The 21,390-nt window shown below is 69.6% G+C and carries 11 protein-coding genes and 1 pseudogene; 5 read left to right on the top strand and 7 right to left on the bottom strand.

What is annotated here, in order from left to right; all coding sequences use genetic code 11:
* Positions 1-231 precede the first annotated feature (231 nt).
* On the bottom strand, positions 232-735 hold the full coding sequence (locus ACIO5D_RS19690) for a hypothetical protein (RefSeq protein WP_400796653.1): 504 nt from the start codon (positions 733-735) through the stop codon (positions 232-234).
* Between the two features lie 51 nt (positions 736-786).
* On the opposite strand from ACIO5D_RS19690, the gene ACIO5D_RS19685 reads away from it, so the two are divergent.
* Positions 787-2,115 carry a tyrosine-type recombinase/integrase gene (locus tag ACIO5D_RS19685; protein WP_400796651.1) on the top strand — a complete coding sequence of 443 codons (1,329 nt, stop codon included), beginning with the start codon at positions 787-789 and terminating at the stop codon, positions 2,113-2,115.
* Between the two features lie 389 nt (positions 2,116-2,504).
* On the opposite strand, the gene ACIO5D_RS19680 is transcribed toward ACIO5D_RS19685, so the two are convergent.
* The gene (locus ACIO5D_RS19680; RefSeq protein ID WP_400796649.1) at positions 2,505-3,242 is read right to left on the bottom strand and encodes a hypothetical protein; all 738 of its coding nucleotides are present in this window, start codon (positions 3,240-3,242) and stop codon (positions 2,505-2,507) included.
* 82 nt (positions 3,243-3,324) lie between these two features.
* The gene (locus ACIO5D_RS19675) at positions 3,325-11,394 is read right to left on the bottom strand and encodes a ricin-type beta-trefoil lectin domain protein (protein WP_400796646.1); all 8,070 of its coding nucleotides are present in this window, start codon (positions 11,392-11,394) and stop codon (positions 3,325-3,327) included.
* Positions 11,395-11,792: 398 nt separating this feature from the next.
* On the opposite strand from ACIO5D_RS19675, the gene ACIO5D_RS19670 reads away from it, so the two are divergent.
* Positions 11,793-15,773 carry a ricin-type beta-trefoil lectin domain protein gene (locus ACIO5D_RS19670; protein ID WP_400796643.1) on the top strand — a complete coding sequence of 1,327 codons (3,981 nt, stop codon included), beginning with the start codon at positions 11,793-11,795 and terminating at the stop codon, positions 15,771-15,773.
* Positions 15,774-15,831: 58 nt separating this feature from the next.
* Here the strand turns inward: ACIO5D_RS19670 and proP are convergent, their stop codons facing one another.
* Together proP and ACIO5D_RS19660 are read right to left on the bottom strand one after the other, a co-directional pair.
* Positions 15,832-17,172, bottom strand: coding sequence for a glycine betaine/L-proline transporter ProP (gene proP, locus ACIO5D_RS19665; RefSeq protein WP_400796640.1), 1,341 nt, complete (start codon positions 17,170-17,172; stop codon positions 15,832-15,834).
* A gap of 321 nt (positions 17,173-17,493) precedes the next feature.
* The gene (locus tag ACIO5D_RS19660; RefSeq protein ID WP_400796637.1) at positions 17,494-17,640 is read right to left on the bottom strand and encodes a hypothetical protein; all 147 of its coding nucleotides are present in this window, start codon (positions 17,638-17,640) and stop codon (positions 17,494-17,496) included.
* Positions 17,641-17,750: 110 nt separating this feature from the next.
* Here ACIO5D_RS19660 and ACIO5D_RS19655 point away from each other — a divergent pair, with 110 nt between their 5' ends.
* From ACIO5D_RS19655 to ACIO5D_RS19645, 3 genes and pseudogenes are all read left to right on the top strand, one after another.
* Complete coding sequence (locus ACIO5D_RS19655) at positions 17,751-18,356, top strand: AAA family ATPase (RefSeq protein ID WP_400796634.1); 606 nt, start codon at positions 17,751-17,753, stop codon at positions 18,354-18,356.
* Between the two features lie 46 nt (positions 18,357-18,402).
* Positions 18,403-18,915: pseudogene (locus tag ACIO5D_RS19650) on the top strand (IS3 family transposase); the annotation flags it as partial.
* Positions 18,916-19,245: 330 nt separating this feature from the next.
* Positions 19,246-19,704: a transposase domain-containing protein gene (locus tag ACIO5D_RS19645; RefSeq protein ID WP_400796631.1), complete on the top strand. Its 459-nt coding sequence runs from the start codon at positions 19,246-19,248 to the stop codon at positions 19,702-19,704.
* Positions 19,705-19,871: 167 nt separating this feature from the next.
* Here the strand turns inward: ACIO5D_RS19645 and ACIO5D_RS19640 are convergent, their stop codons facing one another.
* Together ACIO5D_RS19640 and ACIO5D_RS19635 are read right to left on the bottom strand one after the other, a co-directional pair.
* Entirely contained in the window at positions 19,872-20,399 is a 528-nt protein-coding gene (locus ACIO5D_RS19640) for a GNAT family N-acetyltransferase (RefSeq protein WP_400763071.1), read from the bottom strand.
* Between the two features lie 186 nt (positions 20,400-20,585).
* Positions 20,586-21,089, bottom strand: coding sequence for a carboxymuconolactone decarboxylase family protein (locus ACIO5D_RS19635; RefSeq protein WP_363612243.1), 504 nt, complete (start codon positions 21,087-21,089; stop codon positions 20,586-20,588).
* Positions 21,090-21,390 lie beyond the last annotated feature (301 nt).

The following is a 21,390-nucleotide window of genomic DNA, read 5'->3' as shown; positions in this document are numbered from 1 at the left end:
GCCGCCGGCATCTGGCACAACAACCTGATCGGCGCACCGGTCACCCGCTCGCTGATCGCCTACGACCACTGATCACATCGGATCTACTCGTCTAGTACAAACGGGTGCCGTACACCTAGATCGTGATAGTCCCACACCAAGAGGATCATGCGCCAGATGCACGGCCGGGCCGGCTTCGCCCTGCTCCGACACCGCATCCTCCTCGCCTGAATCACAGACGGTTACCACCGATTACGGGACAGAGCCGGAATCCTGATAGACCCGGGGGCCGGGGGCGGTCTCGGTGCTCGGGGTCATGTTGGGGACGAGCGTCAGCATGGCGAGCAGGTCGGCGCTGCTGTAGGAGGCGGCGATGACGCTGAGGACGTCACGGGGGTCCCTGGGTGCCCAGTCGAGCTGGGGAGCGGGGCGCTCGACCGCGGCCCTGGTCGGGTCCCACAGGAGCTTGGGCGGCTCGGCCCTGGGCGCGGCGGGGCGCGGGGGTGTCTTGGCCCGGTTGCAGGTCTTGCAGGTCGGGCTCTGCTGGGGGCTGGAACCCCGGGCAGGAGCTCCCGTCGGGTTCGCCGCGGGCAGACCGGTCGGGCTTTGCGGCAGGGAAGTCGGGGAGTTGGACCTCCAGCGTTCCCGGGCCTCCTGCTTCTCCTGGTAGACGTCGCTGCCCGCGTAGCCGCTCGGCGCGGTGCTGGCGCTGCCGAACCCGCTGAACCCCAGAGCGTTCGCGCCACCGAGGGGCACGGTGGAGCCGCTCGACGTACCCGGCGCGCGGTAGCCCGAGGTGTTGGCCTGATGCCCACACCCCGCGACACCCCCGCCTCCCGCCGCAGCCGCGCCAACGGAGACGGAACCGTCTACCAGCGCAAGGACGGCCGCTGGGAAGCCGCCGGCTACGTCCTCGCCCCCGGCGACACCCGCAAGCGCGTCCGCGTCTACGGCACCACCCGCAAGGAAGCCCTCGCCAAGCTCACCGAGAAGACCGCCGCCAGCAACCGCGGTGTCCCGATCGTCTCCGCGCAGGGCAGCCTCGCCGCGTACCTGACGTACTGGCTGGAGGTGGTAGCCGTCCACCAGCTCCGCGAGACCACCCACACCCGCTACACCGCCTGCGTCAGCCAGTACCTCATTCCCGGCCTCGGCAAGAAGAAGCTCGCCAAGCTCACCGCCAAGGACATCCGCACCTGGCTCAACCAGCTCCGCACCACGTGCCAGTGCTGCGCACGCGGCATCGACACCCGACGCAAGCCCGACGCCCAGGCGGGCCGCCGCCCGCGCTGCTGCGCCATCGGCAAGTGTTGCCGCAAGTACCTCTCCCCGCTGACCCTCGCCTACATCCACTCCGTGCTCAAGTCCGCTCTGGAGCATGCCGTCCGGGAGGAAGAGATCCCGCGCAACGTCGCCCGCAACATCCGCACCGGCACGCCCCGCCCCCGCCGCTTCAACCCCCTCACGGCCCACGAGGCCCGCACCTTCCTCGCCGCTGCCCAGGGGCACCGCCAGCACGCACTGTTCGAACTAGCCCTCCGAACCGGGCTCCGCAAGGGCGAACTCCTCGGCCTGCGCTGGGAAGACCTCGACTTCGACAGGGGCACCGCCAGCATTTGCCGCACCCTCCAACGCACCCGCTCCAGTGGCCTCACCACCCTGCCCACCAAGACGATCAGCTCGGAACGCCGGATCGCCCTCCCAGCCGCCTGCGTCGCCTCGCTCCGCCAGCACCACGACCGGCAGGACCGTGAGAAGCAGCAGGCCGGCGCTGAGTGGGTGGACAACGGCCTCGTCTTCACCCGCCCGGACGGGAATCCCATCGAACCCGCCACCCTCAACCGCCACTTCAACGCCCTGCTCCGTCAGTCCCGCCTGCGGACGATCCGGTTCCACGACCTGCGACACTCGACCGCGACACTCCTCCTAGAACAGGGCGTCGAACTCGTCGTCATCAAGGAGCTGTTGGGCCATGCCCACATCGGCGTGACCGCCACGGTGTACGCCCACGTCCGGCTCCGCCTCCAGCGCGACGCCATCAACCTCCTCGGCCGCGCGCTGCGCAGTTCCTCGGAGGCCACCTCCGAGCCCGACGCCGGCGAGGACCCGCCACTTTGTGCGGCGCCCGTCCGCTGACGTTGCCGTCAACTACTGCCGTCAAGACCCCTGGAGGCCCCGACGAAAAGCTCGGCAGGGCTTCCAGAGTTATTCTCATCAATGTGATTGAAAACTCCACTCACACCCAAATGCGAGCGGGAATAGGATAGATTCATCCATGCCAGTTGAGTGAGTTTCAATACGCCGACCGAGGTCTTTCGGGATCTCGAATCTGAACATTAAAACTCGGTGGAGCTGGGACCTCTCTTGCGTCCCTTCCGGGAGTACAGCTCATCGATCAACCTCCAGCCCTCACCGAGGCCAAAAGACACAGTAGCCTCACCGGAACAAATCCGGTGAGGCTACTGCCTGCTCCTTGCCAGCTTTCACGGGTCATCGTCTCGCGTGGCAGCGATGATTATCCAGGGTCAATCTGCCAAATGGGAGACTTGCCGCACCTGCTCCGCAGTAAGGTGCCGCACATCCCAGAGCAGCGCGGCGGTTTCAATAACCTCCCGGGAGTTCTTGCGACTCACTGGCATTTGGTGCGTTCCAGTCAAAGAGGCCAAGACTTCGACTGGAACGCCAAGTACAGCCGCAAACCCGTCGAGAAGCTCAGGGTCGAGTTCCTTGACGCCACGCCCTACCGCCCCGATGGTCGCAGCTGACAGATAGACGCCAGACATCAGATACATCACCTTGGCCGCCGAGGACCATCCCAGATTGCGAAGGGCGAGCATCCGTACAAGGAGAGAACCGAAACCCGCAGGGTACTGCGTAAGGGAACGCCGCTTGGGAGTGAGAGTTTGCGGCACTTCAGTCAGGGACCGGGCGCAGTCACGCAGTCGCCGCCGGTCAGACGCGCGCAAGGTGAGTGCGCGCTTCACCAGTTGGGGCAGCTCACGACTAGCCTCCTCGTCAAAGTGCAATGCGTCGTCCGGAATGGCTAGACCCGCAACGAGGAATAGATCATGACTCCGCATGCCGACCCGCTCCGCCAATCGGCCAAGGAATTCCTCAGTCGGAGGCTCCCCCGCCTGGATCGGAGGCAGCTCACCCTTAGGAAATTCGTTGACCCGGGGAAGATCGGTCTCCGAAATCTGCACGAGACGCGCCAGGAGCACGTCGGGCTTGGGATATGCCGGATATTCCATCGTCACCGCCACATAGGGAGAGGTAGTCCTTCGAGTGTTTCAAGCCCGCTGGGGGCAGCCTCTGCAAGGCTACCCCCAGCAAACATGTACCGGTTCAGTGACCCGGCGGCCCAGCGTAGTAATCCCAGGCGTCGTCAGAAAAGCTCCAACCGTGCCCCTGGAAGGCCCTGCGAGTTACGTTCAGCAGTCGCGTTGAACCCGTCGGACGGTAGTGGCCAGAGAAATTATCGATCCTGGAGATCGCACCATTTGCATCGACATCGAACGTGCCTGCCATGAGCACCCCTTGGCGATCGCCAAGGGAAGTGTGCCCAGCATCCGGATTGAGATCCCACATAGATTCGTTCTGCATGGCACGCAAGGAACCGTCCTGGCGAACGATGAAGTGATACTCGCCCGGATCGAGGGAGGCCCCGGCCGGAATACCTGCATCTGCCGGAAGGGTTCCCTGGTCGGTGTGGTCGACGCCCTCACGGAACGGCTCCCAGACTTTGCCTTCACCACACGTGTTATGAACAAGGACCGGCATGGTCCCCGCCAGCACATAGTACGTGTGGAGCTCCGCCACGGTCAGGTTGTACATACGCGCTTCGCCACGGACCGAATGCACGGCGGTGACGACCACGGACTCACCTGTGGTGGTCGTGAGCGAGTGTCCGGTGACCAGGTCGCCGGCGGGCACCCATGTGTGGTCGGTCTGGTCCCAGAACGGGTGGTTCGACGTCGTCTTGATCGTGCTGGTGACGCTGCCGGTGGTGACGCTCAGGTCGACGAGGTTGTCGTCGTTGTGCGCCCAGGTGGCGGTGACAGTCCGGCCGCCCTCGTCGGTGGCCGTCCACTGGTCGGCGGCTTCCACACGGTCGCCGGTCTTGATCTCCGCGATCGGCTTGGTCGAGCCGTCGGCCATCAGCACCGGCGTCTCGGACCGGAAGCTGCAGGCGGATCCGACAGGCTCCTCGATTGGCGTCGGTTCGGCCTTGGGCGTGGCCGGCGGTTTGGGGTCGGCAGGCGTGGTCTTGGGGACGTTGGGCTCTGCGGGTGTGGTCGGGCCCGACGGGCCGCCCTTGGACGCCCCCTTCTTGGGCCAGAGCTTCCCCAGGGCATTCTTGATGCCGCCGGCGTCCTTGACGGCCTTCGTGGCGGCCCTGATTCCCTTGGCGCCCAACTTGACCAGGCCGACGCCGTCCGCCACCGTCTCCACGACGGTTTCGGTGATCCACCCGGCGACGTAGGCCGGGTCGTCGTGCGGGATGCCGAACGCGTCCGCTATCGGGTTTTCAGTGGGCTGTATCGGGGTGATCCCCGGGAGGAGCGGTACACCGGTCTGCTGGCCGACCGACTGGCTGACCCCGGAGAGCGTGTTGTTCATGGCCGCGTAGGGGTTGTTCACGGACAGATAGCCGACGCCGGCGTCGACGGCGCCCGCGACGTACTTGCCGGCGGTCTTGAGCCACTTCGGCCAGAGCCCGTTCGGGTCGGTCAGATTGATCGGATCGTTGTCGGCGTAGGTGTAACCGCCCATCTGGTTGGGGTCGCCGGCCATCAGCACCGGGTCCACCGTGAGGAATCGGCCGAGTGCCGGGTCGTAGTTGCGGGCGCCGAGGAGGTTGAGGCCGCTACTGCTGTCGACGGGCTTGCCCAGGTATCCGCGGTTGTCGGCCCACGAGGTGGGGACCGGTCCGCGGGGGGTGCCGTAGGGGTCAAAGGCGCGTCGGGTGAAGGCCTTCGTCGTAGTGTCGAACTGGACTGTTGCCGTGTTCTGCGGGTTGCTCAGTTGGTAGGTGAGCGCTCCGCTGCTGGAGCGGACGGCGGTGGTGCCGTCGGGCTGGTGGTAGTAGCGGTTGCCGCTGAGGTTGGTGCCGTCGGCGGACAAGGTGAGCTGTTCGGCGCCGCCGAACAGGTAGAGGACGGTGCCGTCGGGCCCGCGCTGCAGCAGCAGGCCGCCGCTGGCGTCGTACAGGTACCTGGAGGTGCTGGTGCCCACCCCGTTGGGGGTGGTGACGGTTTCGGTGCGGCCTTCGGCGTCGTAGGTGAAGGCCTGGGTGGCGCCGGCGGTGGGCTTGGTGCCGCTGCTGCCCCACTTCTGGTTGGAACCCTGGTTGCAGGTCCACAGCGCGACGCGGGTGCCGGGGACGGTACTGGATCTGGGGATGTCGAGGCAGAGACCGGACTGGTGGACGAGAGCGCCGTCGGCGGTGGTGTGCCAGCGCTGGCTGTCGCTGCCGTCACAGGTCCACAACTCGATCTGCGCGTTCGCGCCGGCCTGGCCCCCGACCGGGCGGGCGCAGGCGCCGAGGACGCGCAGGGTGCCGTCCGAGCCGATGGTCCATTGCTGGGCGCTGCCGTCGTGGCAGGTCCAGGTCTCGACAGGGGTGCCGTTGGCGCTGCTGGCGCCCGTGGCGTCCAGGCAGATGGGAGTGGTGCCGGTCAAAACGGCGGAGGGCAGCGTGGTGGTGCTGGTCGTGGTGCGGGAGGTGGTGTTGCCCTCGGCGTCGTACTGCGGCGTCAGGGTCGCGGTGTAGCCGGGGCCACTCGGCGGGTTGACGGTGGCGGGCCACTTCTGGTTGGGGTTGCCGTTGCAGTACCAGAGGCCGAGCTGGGTGCCCGGTGCCTGGTTCCAGCCGGGGATCTCGAGGCAGAGGGTGGAGGCGGTGTGGACGATGGCGCCGTTGGCGCCGTCCTGCCACTTCTGGCCCTCGCCGCCGTTGCAGGTGGTCAGTTCGATCTTGGTGCCTGCTCCGGCGGTCCCCCCGACCGGGCTGGCGCACTTGCCGAAGGCACGCAGGGTGCCGTCGCCGGGGCGGGTCCACTTCTGGGCGCTGGAGGTGCTGCAGGTCCAGGTCTCGACGGGCGTGCCGTCCGCGGTCCTGGCTCCCCACACGTCCAGGCAGAGCGCGGACCCGTCGGCGGCGGGCAGGGCCGAGGTGAATCGGCTGGTGGCCTGGCCAGTACGGGTGGTGACGGTGGTGAGGGTGTTGGGCTTGGCGGCCGGGGTGCGGCCGTCGCCGGGGTAGGTGCTGGTCTGCGTGACGTCGCGGGAGGTGTCGCCCGTGACATCGTGGCGGACCTGCTGGGTGCGGTCGCCGAGCTGGTTGTACTGGAAGGTCTGCCAGTACGGGGCCGGGCCGCCGATGTTGGCGGGGCCGGGGTTGCTGTTGTTGCAGTGCGAGACCTGGCCCGGGCCCGGGGTGCTGACGCCCCAGGTGTCGGTCCAGGCCTCCGTCAGCCGGCTGAGGCCGTCGTAGCGGAAGCACTGCGTGTCGAACGCCGTGTCCGTGCTGCCCGAGGACTGCAGCTCGGAGACGCTGGTGAGGTTGCCGGCCTGGTCGTACCCGTAGCTGCTCTGCGAGATCGGGTTGGCTTCGGCTTCCTGGAACTTGATGCTGCTCGTGGTCAGCCGGCCGGTGATGTCGTCGTACGTGCGGGCGGTCCGCAGCAGCTGGTCGCGCTCGCCGTACTGGGAGCGCAGCAGTTGGCCGAGCGGGTTGTAGTTGGCGAGGCCGAGCAGCTTGCTGAGGTCCGTACCGGTGGCGATGACCTGGCCCAGTTCGGACCGGGCGAAGCCGTACTTCTCGGTGGGCAGGCCGCCTTCGGCGCCGTAGGAGAGCCCGGCCAGCAGGCCGAGATTGTTGGTGTAGTAGAGAGTCTGGGTGTAGTCGCCCGCGAGCCTGCCCTCGGCGGCGGGGACGGTGGTCGTGGTACTGGTGGGCTGGTAGCGGGTGGTGTAGCCGTTGACCTTCTTCACGTAGGCGCTGCCGGCCGCGCCGCCGGCGTAGCGGGTCTCGGAGGTCGGGTAGCCCTTGGCGAGGGTGTCGTAGGTGAAGGAGGCGAGCAGCTTGCTCTGGTCACTGGTGTCGGCGCCCTCGTAGCGGCCGGTGGCGCGGCCGAGGAGGTCGTAGGTGAAGGAGAGCCGCTTGCCGCGGCCATCGGTCGTGGCGGCTACGCGGCCGAGGTCGTCGTAGGCGGTGGAGGAGGTGCCGGCATCGGGGTCGGTCTGGGAGACGCGCCTGCTCTGGAGGTCGTAGGTGTAGGACCAGGTGTTGCCGGCGTTGTCCGCGATGCGGGAGAGCTGGCCCCGCTGATCGTAGGTGTACCGGGTGGAGACATCACCCGTACCCGTTCCGCCGTGGAGGGTCGAGGCGGTGGTGCGGCCGAGGGCGTCGGTGTACACGGTGCTCGGCGTGCCGCCGCTGGGCGGGGTGGTGTCGGTCCGGTCGGCGCCCGGGTAGGCCGTGACGGTCTGCCACAGCTCCGTGCCCTTGGCGTAGAGCTTGGCGGCGGTCTGTCGGCCGGCACCGTCGTACAGGTACCGGGTCTGCGAGGGGGCCTCGGTGTCCTTCTCTTCGAACAGGGTGCTGCCGGGTCCGCCGTTCGTCCCGTCGTACCACGCCGTGGTGGACTTGGTGACCTGGCCGCGGCTGTCGTAGCGGGTGTGGCCGAGGATCCGGCCGGGGTCGCCGTTGGTCGGGGTGGCCTGTGTCTGACGGGGCTTCAGGAAGCCGTCATAGATGGTGACGGAGGCTGCCCAGGTCCCTCTGTCCGTTTGCGTCTTGGTGGTGACGCTCGGCGGGTTGGCACGGCTGGTCGGGGTGGGGTCCACCCCGTGCATCTCGTAGCCGAACGTGCGGTCCGCGGGCCTGCCCGCGTCCTTGGAGTTGCCCGGCAGCCATACGGCGGTGCGGCGGCCGAGCGCGTCGTAGGTCGAGTCGGTGATCCGCCCGTTGGCATCGACCGCTCGGGTCACCAGGCCTCGGGCCGGTGAGACGACGCTCTTCGCCGTCCAGCCGAGCGGATTGACGGTGGCGACCTCCGACGGCAGCAGGCCGGTGGCCGGGGTGTAGGAGCTGAGGCTGACTCCGCCCGCGGCGTCGACGCTGCGGACGACGCGTCCGTAGGCGTCGAAGCCCTGGGCCGCGAGGGTCTGGTAGCTTGCGTTGCCCTGCGCGTCGTACGCCTTGACGGTCTGGGTGGCGGTGGCGTTGCCGACCGTGGTGCCGTTCTGGCCGAGCACACCCCACGCACCGGGGTTGTTCGGGTCGGCGCTGCCGTCGTAGATGATCCGGCGGTCGCTGACCGTCGTGGTGGCGGAGGCGGCGGTGTCGCACGGACCGGCGACGGTCAGGACGGCGCTGGGGTAGGCGAGCATCATCGGATTGCTCGCCGGCGGCGTCGCGTAGCTGGTCGTGGAGCAGGACCGGTCGGCCGGACTCGTCACATCGGGCTGTGCTTCGGACTTGGACGCCCGTCCGAGGCTGTCGAACCTCGTACTGGTGCGTCCGGTGCGCCAGGTCTGGTCCGACAGCAGGGCGCTGGAGCGGCCGCCGATCGACTCGACACGGTGTGCCTCGAGCGGCGGCAGTGTGGACAGCAGGGTGCCCTTTTTCGAGCTCCACGCAGTACGGGGCCGGCTGGCGCCGGGGACAGGGGCGAGGACGGGGGCGTCGGTGAACTGCTTGGAGAGAGGGGTGCCACCGGCCCTGGTATAGGTGACGGACTCCTGTGCCATGCCGGCCAGCCACGGGCTGTCGACGCTCTCCTCACCGAGGGAGTTCTTCGGCCTGCTGACCCGGAGCGTACGGTCGGCCTTGTAGTCCCCGTCCATGCCCTGGAAGTAGGTGACGGTGGTCTGGCCGACCGGGTCGGGGCCGGCCCCGCTGGTGGTGGTGACGGTGCGGTAGCCGCGGAAGTCGTTCCAGGTGCGGTACTGGTCGTCCGTCAGGTCGGAGTCGTCCCGGTGCCAGGCCGCGCCGCCGCCGTAGAAGTAGGCGGTCTCACGGGCCGGCGAGTTGGCCTTGGTGGTGTCGGTGACGGTGACCTTGGCGACCAGGGTCTTGTGGAACCAGTCGGCGATCGGCGCGGCCGCGTTCGTCGGAGTCCAGTACACCGGGTAGCAGGCCATGGTGTTGCTGTCAGCCGAGGCCGGCATGGTGCCCTTGGTCCGCGAGCACTCGGGATCGCGGTAGGTGACGGCGATCGAGGTGCCGGACTCGGTGTTGATCCCGATGATGCGCGGCCGGTACAGCGGTAGCGCCGCCGGGGTGGAGCCGTCGACGCGGTTGTCGATCTCGGTCCCGGCGAAGGTCACCGGGTCGAGCACGATCTGGCCTCCGCCGCCGGCGGAGGTGTCGAGCGCGATGTGCCGGATCTCGGACAGCCACATCACCGACTGCAGGGAGCCGACGATCTCCTTGTCCCGGGTATTGCCGGTCACCGGGTCATAGAGGCCGCCCGCGTCCGAGAACAGGTGCTTGAGGTCGTAGTGGTCCACGCCCTTCCAGCCGTCCTGGGTGCGCAGTTCGGTGCTGACGCTTTGCAGGCGTTTGGTCGACCAGAAGGTGGGCGAGCCGATCCGGCAGACGTTGCTGCCGGTGCCGCTGGTCGGCCAGCCGTTCTGGCAGGCGAGGTCGTAGGGGACGTCGGGCCAGTCCTTGGCGGTGTAGGAAGAGAGGTTCCCCGGCTTGCAGACCGAGTCGGAGACCACACACCGCTCGGCGGAGTCGAAGTTCACGCGGGCGGAGGGCTCACGGCCGGCGACCGCGTCGGCGAGCTGGTAGCCGTAGGAGACGTGGGTGAGGTAGCCGCCACGCGTGTACGGGGTGAGAGTGCCGGTGCCGCCGGTGGCGACGGCCTGGCCGGCGCCCACGGCGTAGCGGTTGGTCTCGTTGGCCCAGTCGTAGCGCTGGAGGTTGCCCTGTGGGTCGACGACGAAGTCGAGGTTGAAGCGCCAGCCGGGCTGCTGGTCGCACTGGGAGTTCTTGCCCTTGGCGGCGGTGTAGCAGGGGTCGCCGCTGTTCGGGTGGTAGACCGGTACGGCCCAGGCGCTGTTGGTGGCGTCGTCCGCCGTGGTGCCGGGGGCGTGGTTGAGGCCGAGGTAGTAGGCGGTGCCGTCGGTGGTGGTGACCTTGAAGTACTCGCCCTGCCACAGGCCGTTCGCCGCGCCGGTCAGCCGCTCGATCCGGGTGCCGTCGTCGCTCTGCAGGTGGTAGAGCCCGTCGGCGTCGCGCACCAGCTCACCGGAGTGGGAGCCGAGGGACAGCGTGGCGTTCCACCCCGCCCAGCATTGGTCACCGGAGTCGTCGATGCCGGAGTTCCTGCACGACTTGTAGGAGCGCTCGACGAAACCGGGGCTGTAGGACCAGCCGTCACCGATCCAGGATGCTTGCGAGTTGCGTGCCGAGGTCGCGCCGTCGATGGACTGCGAGTTGTAGGACAGCTCGACGCCGGGGCCCGAGCCGCCCACCGACGGCGGTGCGGCGATCGGGTACGCATAGGTGAACGCGCCTGCCGCGCTCTGCGACCAGGAGCCGGAGGCGGACAGGTCGGTCGCCGTGAAGGAGCCCTGGGAACCGCTCGCGTCGGAAACCGTCGCAACGGCGATACCGCCGCCCGCCGACGACGGGGCTGAGCCGGTTCTGGCCGCTGATGCCTCACCGGGCGCGGGCTTCGCAGCGGACGGATCGCCCGGGAGGACGACGGTCCCGGTGATCCGCTTGGTGGCGGGGTCGACCGTGGAGTCGACCGGCTGCCGGGTGCGGCATTCGGCGCGCTCGGGCGTGGTCAGCGCGCACGCGGGCATCGCGACCAGGCGCAGGCGGGAGGCCCAGCCGCCGCCATAGGCGTCGGCGATCGAGCTGTAGTCGAGCGAGACGTCGAGGCTCGCGGCGTCGGTGCCGCCGTCGGCGCGTTTGAGGCCGACCAGCAGGCCGTTGACGTTGGCCTGCTCGGCCTGGGCGCGGTCGGCGACCTTCACCTCGACGGTGCCGGGCGCGGCGGCGGGTGTGTCACCGCCGGCGGCGCTCGTCCTGCCGGCGCTCCGGCCGGGGGTGGCCGCGCCGAGCAGGACCGGGGTGTCACCGGCCCGGACCGTCGAGCCGTCCCCGCCCTTGGCCGCGACGAGGTCGGGCCGGTTCTTCAGGTCGACGGTGAGCGCGGCCTGCTTCGGCCACTGCGCCGCGTCCGATTTGTGGGCCCGGAGTTCGCGCGAACCCTCCGGGTACGGCAGTGCCGTCGGCTCCCGCTTGGTGTCGGCGTTGTGTCCGCCGACGACCGGGAGCTTCGGGAGGGGTGCTTCTTCCTTACTGGCGGCCTGTGCGGTGAAGGCGACTCCTTCGCCGACCAGGGGGACCACGAGTGAGAGAGCGGCGATGAGAGCGGGAACAGTCAACGCATTTCGCCATCGACCACCCCCTCTCGGTGAAAAGTGAGCGAACCAACCCCAACCGGGTTGCATCAGCGTCCCTCCGTGTTACGGAATTGACATGGGTCTGCGACCTGCGTCGTTGCGAGGGAAAAAGGTGTCCCAGCGTGACGGCCGGAACCGTATTGCCAGCCCGTCCGCGGGCGCAATAGCGTTCGGCTACGACCGGACGGCCGAAATGACGTCACGTCAGCTGATGGCCAATCGGAAACGCGCCAAAATTGGACAAAGGCCACCCCGCGTATCGGTCAATGTGATGCATGGCACATAGAGGTCGCGTATACGGGTCGGGCCGCGTTGTGAAGGTGAACTGACACACCATGGGAGAAATCCGTCCATCCGCGCCGCGGATACGCAGCCGTCTGATGAGACGCCTTGCGCCGGCCTGTGCGCTCGGGCTCGTCCTGGGCGCCGCCCCGGCGGTCGCGCTCGCGGACGACCGGCCGTTCGCCGTCCCGCCGGGCCAGAACAGCGCCCAGGCCCCGGCGTCCGCCGGACCCGGCGCCGGACCGGTGCAGGCCGCCCGGCAGCAGGCGAAGACGACCGGGAAGCCGGTCACCGTCGAGGAACTGACGACCGAGACCTCACTCACCGTCGCCCAGCCGAACGGCAAGCTCGCCGTCACCACCCACGTGCTGCCCGCCCGGGTGAAGAAGAACGACGCCTGGACCGGGGTCGACGCCAACCTCGCCCGCAACGCCGACGGGAGCTACTCCCCGAAGGCCACGCCGTCCGGAGTCACCGTCTCCGGCGGCGGCACCGGGCCGCTGGCGACCCTCACCGACCGGGACGGCCGCAGCCTGGCACTGACCTTCCCGGTCGAGCTGCCCCAGCCCACCGTGACCGGAGGTGCCGCCGTCTACCCGGGAGTGCTGCCCGGGGTGGACCTCCGGGTGGAGGTCAGCGACCAGGGCGCGGTGCGCGAGGTCCTGGTCGTCAAGAACGCCGAGGCCGCCGCCGACCCGGCGCTGAAGTCGCTGACGTTCGGCACCGCCACCAAGGATCTGGTCGTCTCCAGCGACGAACACGGAAGCATCACCGCCGTCACCACCGACGGCAAGGCGGCCTTCAGCGCCCCCGCCCCGCTGATGTGGGACTCCGCCTCGGACGCTCCCGCGCCGTCCCCCGCGGGCAAGGCGGGCGCCTTGCCCGCCCCGGCACACGCCGACGAAACCCCGGCACCGGCCGCCGGGAGCCCCTCCTCGGCCAACGGGCCGGGCCGGGGCGCGCACGTCAAGCCGGTCGGCGTCAGCACCGGCGCCTCGGCTCTGACACTGACCCCCGACGCCGACCTGCTCGCCGGCAAGGACACCGTCTGGCCGCTGTACATCGACCCGGCCTTCCAGCCGACACCGCCCATGGGCACCAGCCACTTCGCCCAGGTCATGCAGGGCTGCCCCAACGACCCGGCGTACGACATCGCGCAGGACCACGGCCAGGGCGTCGGCTACCAGCACTACCTGGCCAACTGCTACGGCATGGAACGCTCGTACTACGAGTTCAACACCAGCGCCGTGACACCGCAGATGTACATCGACAACGCCAACATGTACTTCAACGAGTCCTACGCCGCCGCCCACGACTGCAACGCCCAGGCTCCGGTCTCCCTGAAGTGGACCGGCGGCATCGACGCCGGCACCACCTGGAACCGGCAGCCGCAGATCGTCCAGGACATCGACACCACCCAGTGGCCCAAGAGCGCGTACTTCGGGTGCGGTGACAAGACGGTCATCTTCAACGTCACCGGCCCGCTGCGGACGGTGGCCCAGCAGGGCTTCAAGGCATGGACGGTCGGCCTGTTCGGCGACGAGAACCCGTCCACCGGCGTCGACCACTTCATGCGGTTCAGCACCAACCCGTCCATCCTCGCCACCTACGACATCGCGCCGAACACCCCCGACGCGATGTACACCAGGCCGGACTCGGTGAACCCCAGCGGCGCCGCGTGCGGGAACGGGCAGCCCGGATGGATCGGGAAGACCGTGCCGCTGCCGGACGGGACCTCCGACATCACCCTGCACGCCTGGGGCTCCACCTCGATGCCCGGCACCAACATCGTGGTCGGCTTCCACGTGTGGGACAACATGACCGCCGACCCGAACGGCGGCCCCGGCGGCGGGAGCTGGCGCACCAGCCAGACCATCAACGGCTGGGGCTGGGGCGCGGCCACCCTCGGCTTCCCCGCCGCAGACGGCCACCAGTACGGCTGGAACGCCTGGACCAGCGACGGCTTCCTCAACAGCCCCGGCACGGCCTACTGCTACTTCAACGTCGACCTCAGCGCGCCGACCCTCGCGCACATCGCCCCGTCCACGGTGTTCCCCCCGCTGGGCAGCGGCATCAAGCCCACCGGCCATGCCGGGGACACCAACGCCACCATCCGGGTGACCAGCACCGACCCCGTCCCCGGCGGCTGCACCCGCGGCAGCTGCATCGCCAGCGGCGTCCGCGAGTTCCAGTACTCCCTCGACGACAACAGCCGGCCGACCGGATACGGCTCCGCGCCGGCCAGGTTCGCCGCCGACGGCACCGCGTACGCCGACATCCCGATCAGCCTCAACCCCGACAACTGGGGAACCCACCGCCTGTACGTCCGCGCCACCGACAACGCCGGCAACACCCAGCCCCAGGCCGCCACGTACGACTTCTACGCCCCGTGGAACCCGGCCACCAAGGCCGTCGCCGGCGACGTGGACTTCGACGGCATCCCCGACTACCTGATCCCCGCGGCCGACGGCTCGCTGACCCTGCTCCCGGGCAACAGCGACTTCACCGCCCAGCCCGGAACCGCCTCCACCGCGGACCGCAGCCCCAACCACGACAGCTGGAACAACTACCTGCTCGCCCACCGCGGCTCGGTCACCGACAACAGCGTCGACGACCTGCTCGTCTATGACAAGGCCGGCAAGCAGCTCTACGTCTACGTCAACGACTCGAACCACGTCCCCGAAGGCGCCGCCGGCCACTACACCTTCACTTCCACCAAAATCGGCAACAGCGCCACCCTGTGCGACAAGGGCATCGACGGCACCTGGGGCAACATCACCCAGATGACCGCCGTCAACCCGGCCCCGGGGGTCAAGGGACGGCCCAATCTCGTCACCGTCGAGAACGGCCACCTGCGCTACTACCCCGCCAGCACGATCGTCGGCTGTTACTTCACCGCCGGTATCGAACTCGGCGCCGACGGGGACGACTGGAGCGGCTTCACCCTCCTGTCCCCCGGCCTGATCGGCAACGCCCCCGCACTCTGGGTCCGTGACAGCGTCACCGGCGCGGTCACCAGCCTGCCGCTGCCCCTGGCCGACAACGGCACGCCCGCCGCGAAGTCCCTGCACGCACCCGCCCGCCAGCCCCTGGTGTCCGCCGTCACCGACGCCGCGGGCAAGAACATGTGCGCCGACATCGACCACGGGCGCACCACCGACGGCACCGCCGCCCTGCTGTGGAACTGCGCCGGCCAGGGCATCAGCCCGAACCAGGCGTTCACCCTCGGCACGGACGGATCGCTGCACGTCCTCGGCAAGTGCCTCGACGTCACCGGCGGAGCCACCGCCAACGGATCCTGGGTCAACCTGTGGGAGTGCAACGGCTCCCCCGCCCAACAGTGGACCGCCGGCCCCTACCCGGGCACGCTGAAGAACCCCCACTCCGGCAAGTGCCTCGCCGTCCCCAGCGGCGACAACACCCCCGGCAACCGTCTGATCATCTGGGACTGCCTCGACAACGCGAGCCAGAAGTGGGTGGCCCCCACCGCACGGCCCGTCCTCCCACTCGGGCTCAGCTCGGCCGCATACCCCACCGTGGACTCCCCCGGTGACATCAACGCCGACGGCAACCCCGACCTGATCACCACCGCCGCCGACGGCACCCTCACCCAGTACCTGGGCACCACCCCCGCCGCAGGCCTGCCCCGCTTCGGGGCACCACAGGTCCTGCCACGGCCCACCCCCGCCGGCTACAACATCAACTCCGCCCACAACCCGGCCAGGTGCCTCGACAACCTGGGCGCACCCAACGGAGGCGACCTCAGCTTCTACAACTGCTGGAACGGCACCAACCAGAAATTCACCTTCGCCTCCGACGGCACCCTGCGCACCGGCAGCCGCTGCGTGACCACCCGCGACAACAAGTTCGACTGGGGCACCAAGATCGCCATCACGGACTGCACCGGCACCGCCGGCCAGATCTGGACCCTCCGCGCCGACGGCACCCTCTACAACCCCACCGCCCAGGCCTGCCTCGAACTCCCCGGCGGAAACGACGCCAACGGCACCGTCCCCGGCATCTGGCAGTGCAACGGCAAACCCAACCAGCGCTGGACGCTCTTCCCCAACACCGCCTGACGGATCCGATCCGGCGAGCCCGGGCCCGCGACGCAGCCAGCGTCGCGGGCCCGCGCGCCTAACCGGCGTCCGCCAGGTGCCGGGCCTCCCGTTCGGAGGCGACCGCCGGGGGCGAACCGGGCAGCGGACGGCCGGCGCTCTCGGGCATCAGGAGCACCGCGACGACACCGACCGCCGCCGCGGCCATCAGGTAGTAGGCAGGCACCATCCGGTCACCGGTGGCGCCGATCAGATAGGTGACGGCCAGCGGCGTGGTGCCGCCGAACAGGGACACCGAGACGTTGAAGCCGACCGACATCGCCCGGTAGCGGATGTGGGTGGGGAACAGCGCCGGCAGCGAGGCCGGCATGGTGGCGGTGAAACAGGCCAGCAGCAGGCACAGCCCGCCCACGCCCAGCAGCACCGCCGGGTAGGCGCCCCGGCGGATCAGCAGCAGCGCGGGCACCGACAGGACCAGGAACCCCAGGCAGCCCGCCATCAGCACCGGACGCCGCCCGATCCGGTCGGACAGCAGTCCCAGCGGCGCGTTGACGGCCATCATCAGCACCATCGCGGCCACCACCACCAGCAGCCCATGGGTGGCGTCGAAACCCAGCTCGGTACTCAAATACGTCGGCAGGTAGGACAGCAGCAGGTAGTCGGTCACGTTGTAGGCCAGCACCAGCGCCACACACAGCGCCAGGGCCCGCCGGTGGGTGGTCACCAGTTCCCGCAGCCCGCCCCCCGGACGCGCCGGGGCCCCGGCCCGGTCGGCAGCGCCGTCGCGGTCGCTCAGCTCGCGGAAGGCCGGGGTCTCCTCCAGACGCATCCGCAGATAGAGACCGATCAGGCCGAGCGGACCGGCGATCAGGAACGGCAGACGCCAGCCCCAGGAGAGCAGGCTCCGCTCGTCCAGCAACGCGGTCATCACGGTCACCAGGCCGGCCCCGGCGACGTAGCCCACCAGGGTGCCGAACTCCAGCCAGCTGCCCAGGAACCCGCGGCGGCGGTCGGGAGCGTACTCGGCGATGAAGGTGGTCGCGCCACCGTACTCGCCACCGGTGGAGAAGCCCTGCACCATACGGGCGAGCAGCAGCAGGACCGGGGCCCAGATCCCGATCGTGGCATAGGAGGGGATCAGGCCGATGGCGAAGGTACCGGCCGCCATCATGATCATGGTGGCGGCGAGCACCTTCTGCCGCCCGAGCCGGTCGCCGAGCGGCCCGAACACCAGGCCACCCAGCGGCCGGACCAGGAAGGCCGCCGCGAACGTCGCGAAGGCGGCCAGCAGTTGCGCGGTGCCGTCGGCGGCCGGGAAGAAGACCTTGCCCAGGGTCACCGCCAGATAACTGTAGACGCCGAAGTCGAACCACTCCATGGCGTTGCCCAGGGCCGCGGCGGTGACCGCGCGGCGCAGCATACCCGGCTCGACGACGGTGACCCGGCCGGGTACAGGCGACCCGCCGCCGGGCCCGGGAGCGGACGCGGCGGCGGGTCCGGGAGCGGGCCCGGGAGCGGGCGGGCCGGGTGCGGGGGTGGGCGGGGTGGCGGTCGGTGACGATGGGCGCAAGGGTCCGCTTCTTCTGCCGGGGACGGTGGACCGTCCCCGCCTGACCGCTCACGCCGGGCCCAAACGCCCTGGCCGGGGCGGTGAGAGATCACTCACACCCGGCCGGGCCGGGGCCGGGGGTGCCGGGCGGGCGCCGCCGCACGCTGCGCCCCGGTGTGCCGTCCGGCCCGGTCACCCGCTCGACCAGGTCGCCGCGCGGGCGCCGCCGCCGGACTCGGGGCTGCCCACGCCGGCCGCTGGCGGCGGGATGGTCCAGGCGTTGTCGGGTTCCGGGTGCGCGATGGTGGTGGGGCCGGGCCAGTGGTCCGACGGGCGCACGGGCGGCTTCCAGAAGCCTGTGGACCGTCCGAGCCCGCTGCTGGACGGTGTCTGCGCGAAGGTCACAGCCCACGAGAACCGGGGCCGAGCCCGCGCGATACGGTCACCCCATGACAACGGGAGCATGGGACATCGTGCTGCTCGGCGGAGCGTCGGGCATCGGCAAGAGCCGGGCAGCAGCCCGGCTCGCCAGAGAATCGGGGGCGTTCGTGGTCGAGTTCGACGACGTGGTCAGCGCCATACAGGAGATCACCACCGCCGGACAGCACCCGGACCTGCACCACTTCAACACCCTGCCGGACAGTGCCGAACTCCCCGCCACCCAGGTGCTGGACCTCCAGATCGCCACCGCCCGGGCGCTGGAACCCGCCGTGCTGGGAGTCGTACGCAACCGGCTGACCGTGAACGTACCCGCCGTCATCGAGGGCGACTACCTCACCCCGGCCGCCGCCGCACGGGCCATGCACGAAGGCACAGCAGCCGGCCGACGGGTACAGGCAGTGTTCCTCCACGAGGCCGACGCCGGACAGATCGCCGCCAACTACGCCGAGCGGGAGCCGGAGTACGGCATCCAGACACACCGCGCCGAGGTCAGCGCCCGCTTCTCGCACTGGCTCGGCGACCAGGCCCGCCGGCACGCCCTGCCCGTGGTCGACTGCCGCCCCTGGGACAGCCTGCCCGCCCGTCTCCACGCCGCCCTGCACGCCGCCGGGTAGGGCCGGGGCCCGGGACGGCACCCAAAGAACGGGGCCCGGGGCGGCGAACGTTCGCTGGTGCGGGGACATCACGTACCTGCCGGTCGGTGGGTCGTGGATGTACCTGGCGACGGTGATCGACATGCACTCGCGGGAGGGTCGTGGGCTGGTCGCTCGCGGAACACATGCGCGCCGGCTGCGGCCCGTTGGCGCCGTCCAGGCCGCCGTCGACGCCCGGGGCGGCGACATGCGCGGTGTGGTGTTCCACTCCGACCGCGGGGCGCAATATACGTCGGCGGCGTTCGCCGGGGTCTGCCGGACGCACGGGATACGGCGCTCGATGGGCCGGGTCGGCTCCAGCTACGACAACGCGCTGGCGAAGTCGTTCTTCGCCACGTTGAAGCGCGAACTGCTCTACGGTTCAGGCCGGCTGACCCGGGCGCAGGCCCGCATCGCGGTCTTCGCCTGGCCGGCCTGGTACAACCGCAAGCGGCGGCACTCCGCCCTCGGCTACCGCAGCCCCATCGACTACGAGCAGCAGCACGCCACAAGCATTACTAACCTGGACTTGGTCGCATAACAGGCGAGTGTCTACGAAATAGGGCAAGGCCCACACTGTGTCCGTCTCCCCTCTCAGGACACTGGGCCCAGCACGCACAGTGTTCCCTTGGGCGCGGTGAATTTCTCCCGCACTTCCCACTTTCCGTCCTTGTCTGCGTCTACGTCCAGGGAGGTACCGGGCTTTGCCCTATTTTGTAGACACTCGCCTGTTATGCGACCAAGTCCAGGTTAGTACTCAGCCGCAACGCCGTTGAATTTGGGCTGGAGGCGGTGTGGCAAGGGGGTTGAATGACACAACGGAACTCCGGTAGGCCAATTTTCGACCAAGAGAGTTGACCGGGGAGTTCCGTTGCAGGAGAAGTCTGTCATCACCCGCGAGTTCGCGCTGGCCGGGGGCGTGTTCGCGCCGGGGCATCTCGGGGAGCTCACCCAGGTGGTGGACTTCGCGCTGGTCGATGCGGTGCTGGAGGAGACCGGGGCGGTCCAGAAGCGGGTCAGGCTGCTGCCCTCTCGGGTGGTGGTGTACTTCGTCCTCGCGCTGGCCCTGTTCGAGCAGTGCAGCTATCGAGCGGTGTGGGGCAAGCTCGCCGCCGGTCTGGATGCCCTCGCCCTGGCGCGGCCGTGCATCTCCGCGTTGTGCCGGGCGCGTCGCCGGGTGGGGACCAAACCGTTCAAGGCGCTGTTCGAGACGCTGGCCGGGCCCGTCGCCTGGCCGCACACACCCGGCGCGTTCCTGGGAGACCAGGCGTGCGGGGCCGGGCGGGCGCGACGCGGCGGTTCCCGTGCGAGCGCTCCGGAGCGCCACTGACCGAAGCGTCTTCGAGCGCTCGAACGCCGTTCCCCGCCGGGTGCGTTGCGCCCGTCGGCCGCGCGTCATGGTGACATGGCAGCGGCCATGAAGAACCCGTCCCCGTCTGGTCGGCCCGATCCGTCGGGCCCCGCTCTCGGACGAACTGGTCCGATCCGCCCGGTGTCTCAGATGATCTCGCGGTCCAGCGTGGAGTCGCGGACCATGCGCGCATTGGACAGCCTGCCTCTCCAGAGCTCGCGCTCACCTGTGAACGTGAATCCGTGGCGCTCGTAGAAGCGGACCGCCCTTTCGTTGTAATCAGTCACCCAGAGGCGTATCCGCACGTCCCCCGCCCATGCGAGGAACTCGCCCATCAGCCTTTGTCCGATGCCCTGGCCCTGGGCTTCGTCGAGCAGGTACATCGGTCCGAGGGTGACCGTCCCGTCCCGGCGGCCGCAAAGGAACCCGACGATCTCCGCCCCGGAGCGGACGACACGGCAGAAGAGCAGGTCCGGCTGCCGCTCGGCCTCCTCAATGAACTCCCGCCACTGGGCGATGCCCTCCGCCGTGGCAGAGGACCCGCGGTGCTCGCGGATCCACGTCTCGTCGATCCCCGCCGCTTCGTTGGGGTACGTCTCGAGCCAAGCCCTCAGCTGCATCCGGCCCACAGCTGCGGCATCGGCGGCGCAGGGGGCTTCGATCCGACGGGTCATGAGGACATTCTTGACGATGCACCTGATGTGTCTCGCATGATTTTCTTCCGTCGCATGCACTGCACCGGCTGATCCACGTAAGCGCGTACCGGCAGGTGGTCCTGCCGTCAGCCGAACACCGCGTTCCACGCCCGGGATGCCGGCCCGTCGCGAGGGGGTCGCACGGGAGATCCGGTTCGGGGGTGTTCAGTCGATCCCGGCCGAGGAGCAGCGGGAGCGAGGCAGGCGTGTGGGCGGTTGGACGGGCAGTTCGACCCAGAGCGCTTTTTGACTCCCGATCTCCCTGTTACCAGGTGGCGCCGCCGGCTGGCGGGTGGTGGCGTGGAGGCGGTTGAAGAGGTTGGTCAGGCTGATCCACAGGACCAGGCTCGCGAGCTGCTTCTCGTCGAAGTGGGCAGCGGCGTTCCAGGCGTCGTCGGGCACCACGGCCCGGTCGGCGAGGCGGGTGACGTGTTCGGCGAGTTCGAGCGCCGCGCGTTCGGCGTCGGTGAGGTACGGCACCTCGCGCCAGGCGGCGACCGCGTGCAGCCGCTCGTCGCTCTCGCCGTTTTTCCCGGTGCCGGCGATCCCGCCGATGACGCGGTAACTGCAGCCGTTGATCCGGCCGGCCCGCGGGTGGACCAGTTCCAGGGTGGTCTGCGGAACGCCGCCGGTGCGGGCGGCCTTGGCCACGGCGAGGATCGCGGGCATCGTCCCGGGGACGAGGCGGGGTCGGGCATCCGGGCGTCGTTCATGGTGTCCGTCTCCTTCGGGTCCGTGGCTGTCACCGCTTCGACGGAGCGCGGCACGCGAGTGTGACGGGGCGGGGCGGGAGACTTCTCCGGTGGCGACTCCCGGCGGCGCGGGGGCCGGGTCGGCCGTCCGCGCCTCGCGCCGCCGGCGCGGTGCCGGGGTCCGCGGGCGGGTGATCCACTCCCCGCGGACCTCCCACTCGCAGCCGCCGGGCGCTCTCGGCCACACCGTCCTGGCGCCCTCCTCCATGACGACACCG

Origin of the sequence: Kitasatospora sp. NPDC087315, from assembly GCF_044744345.1 — a bacterium.
Lineage (GTDB): Bacteria > Actinomycetota > Actinomycetes > Streptomycetales > Streptomycetaceae > Kitasatospora.
Note: the sequence above shows the minus strand (reverse complement) of the source record. Positions and strands in the feature narration are given on the sequence as shown.

Bases quoted from the DNA above. Each gene is read 5' to 3' on its own strand.
- ACIO5D_RS19685 (WP_400796651.1), top strand. From the start codon at position 787: ATGCCCACACCCCGCGACACCCCCGCCTCCCGCCGCAGCCGCGCCAAC.
- ACIO5D_RS19670 (WP_400796643.1), top strand. From the start codon at position 11,793: ATGAGACGCCTTGCGCCGGCCTGTGCGCTCGGGCTCGTCCTGGGCGCC.
- proP (WP_400796640.1), bottom strand. From the start codon at position 17,172: ATGCTGCGCCGCGCGGTCACCGCCGCGGCCCTGGGCAACGCCATGGAG.
- ACIO5D_RS19655 (WP_400796634.1), top strand. From the start codon at position 17,751: ATGACAACGGGAGCATGGGACATCGTGCTGCTCGGCGGAGCGTCGGGC.
- ACIO5D_RS19640 (WP_400763071.1), bottom strand. From the start codon at position 20,399: ATGACCCGTCGGATCGAAGCCCCCTGCGCCGCCGATGCCGCAGCTGTG.
- ACIO5D_RS19635 (WP_363612243.1), bottom strand. From the start codon at position 21,089: ATGCCCGCGATCCTCGCCGTGGCCAAGGCCGCCCGCACCGGCGGCGTT.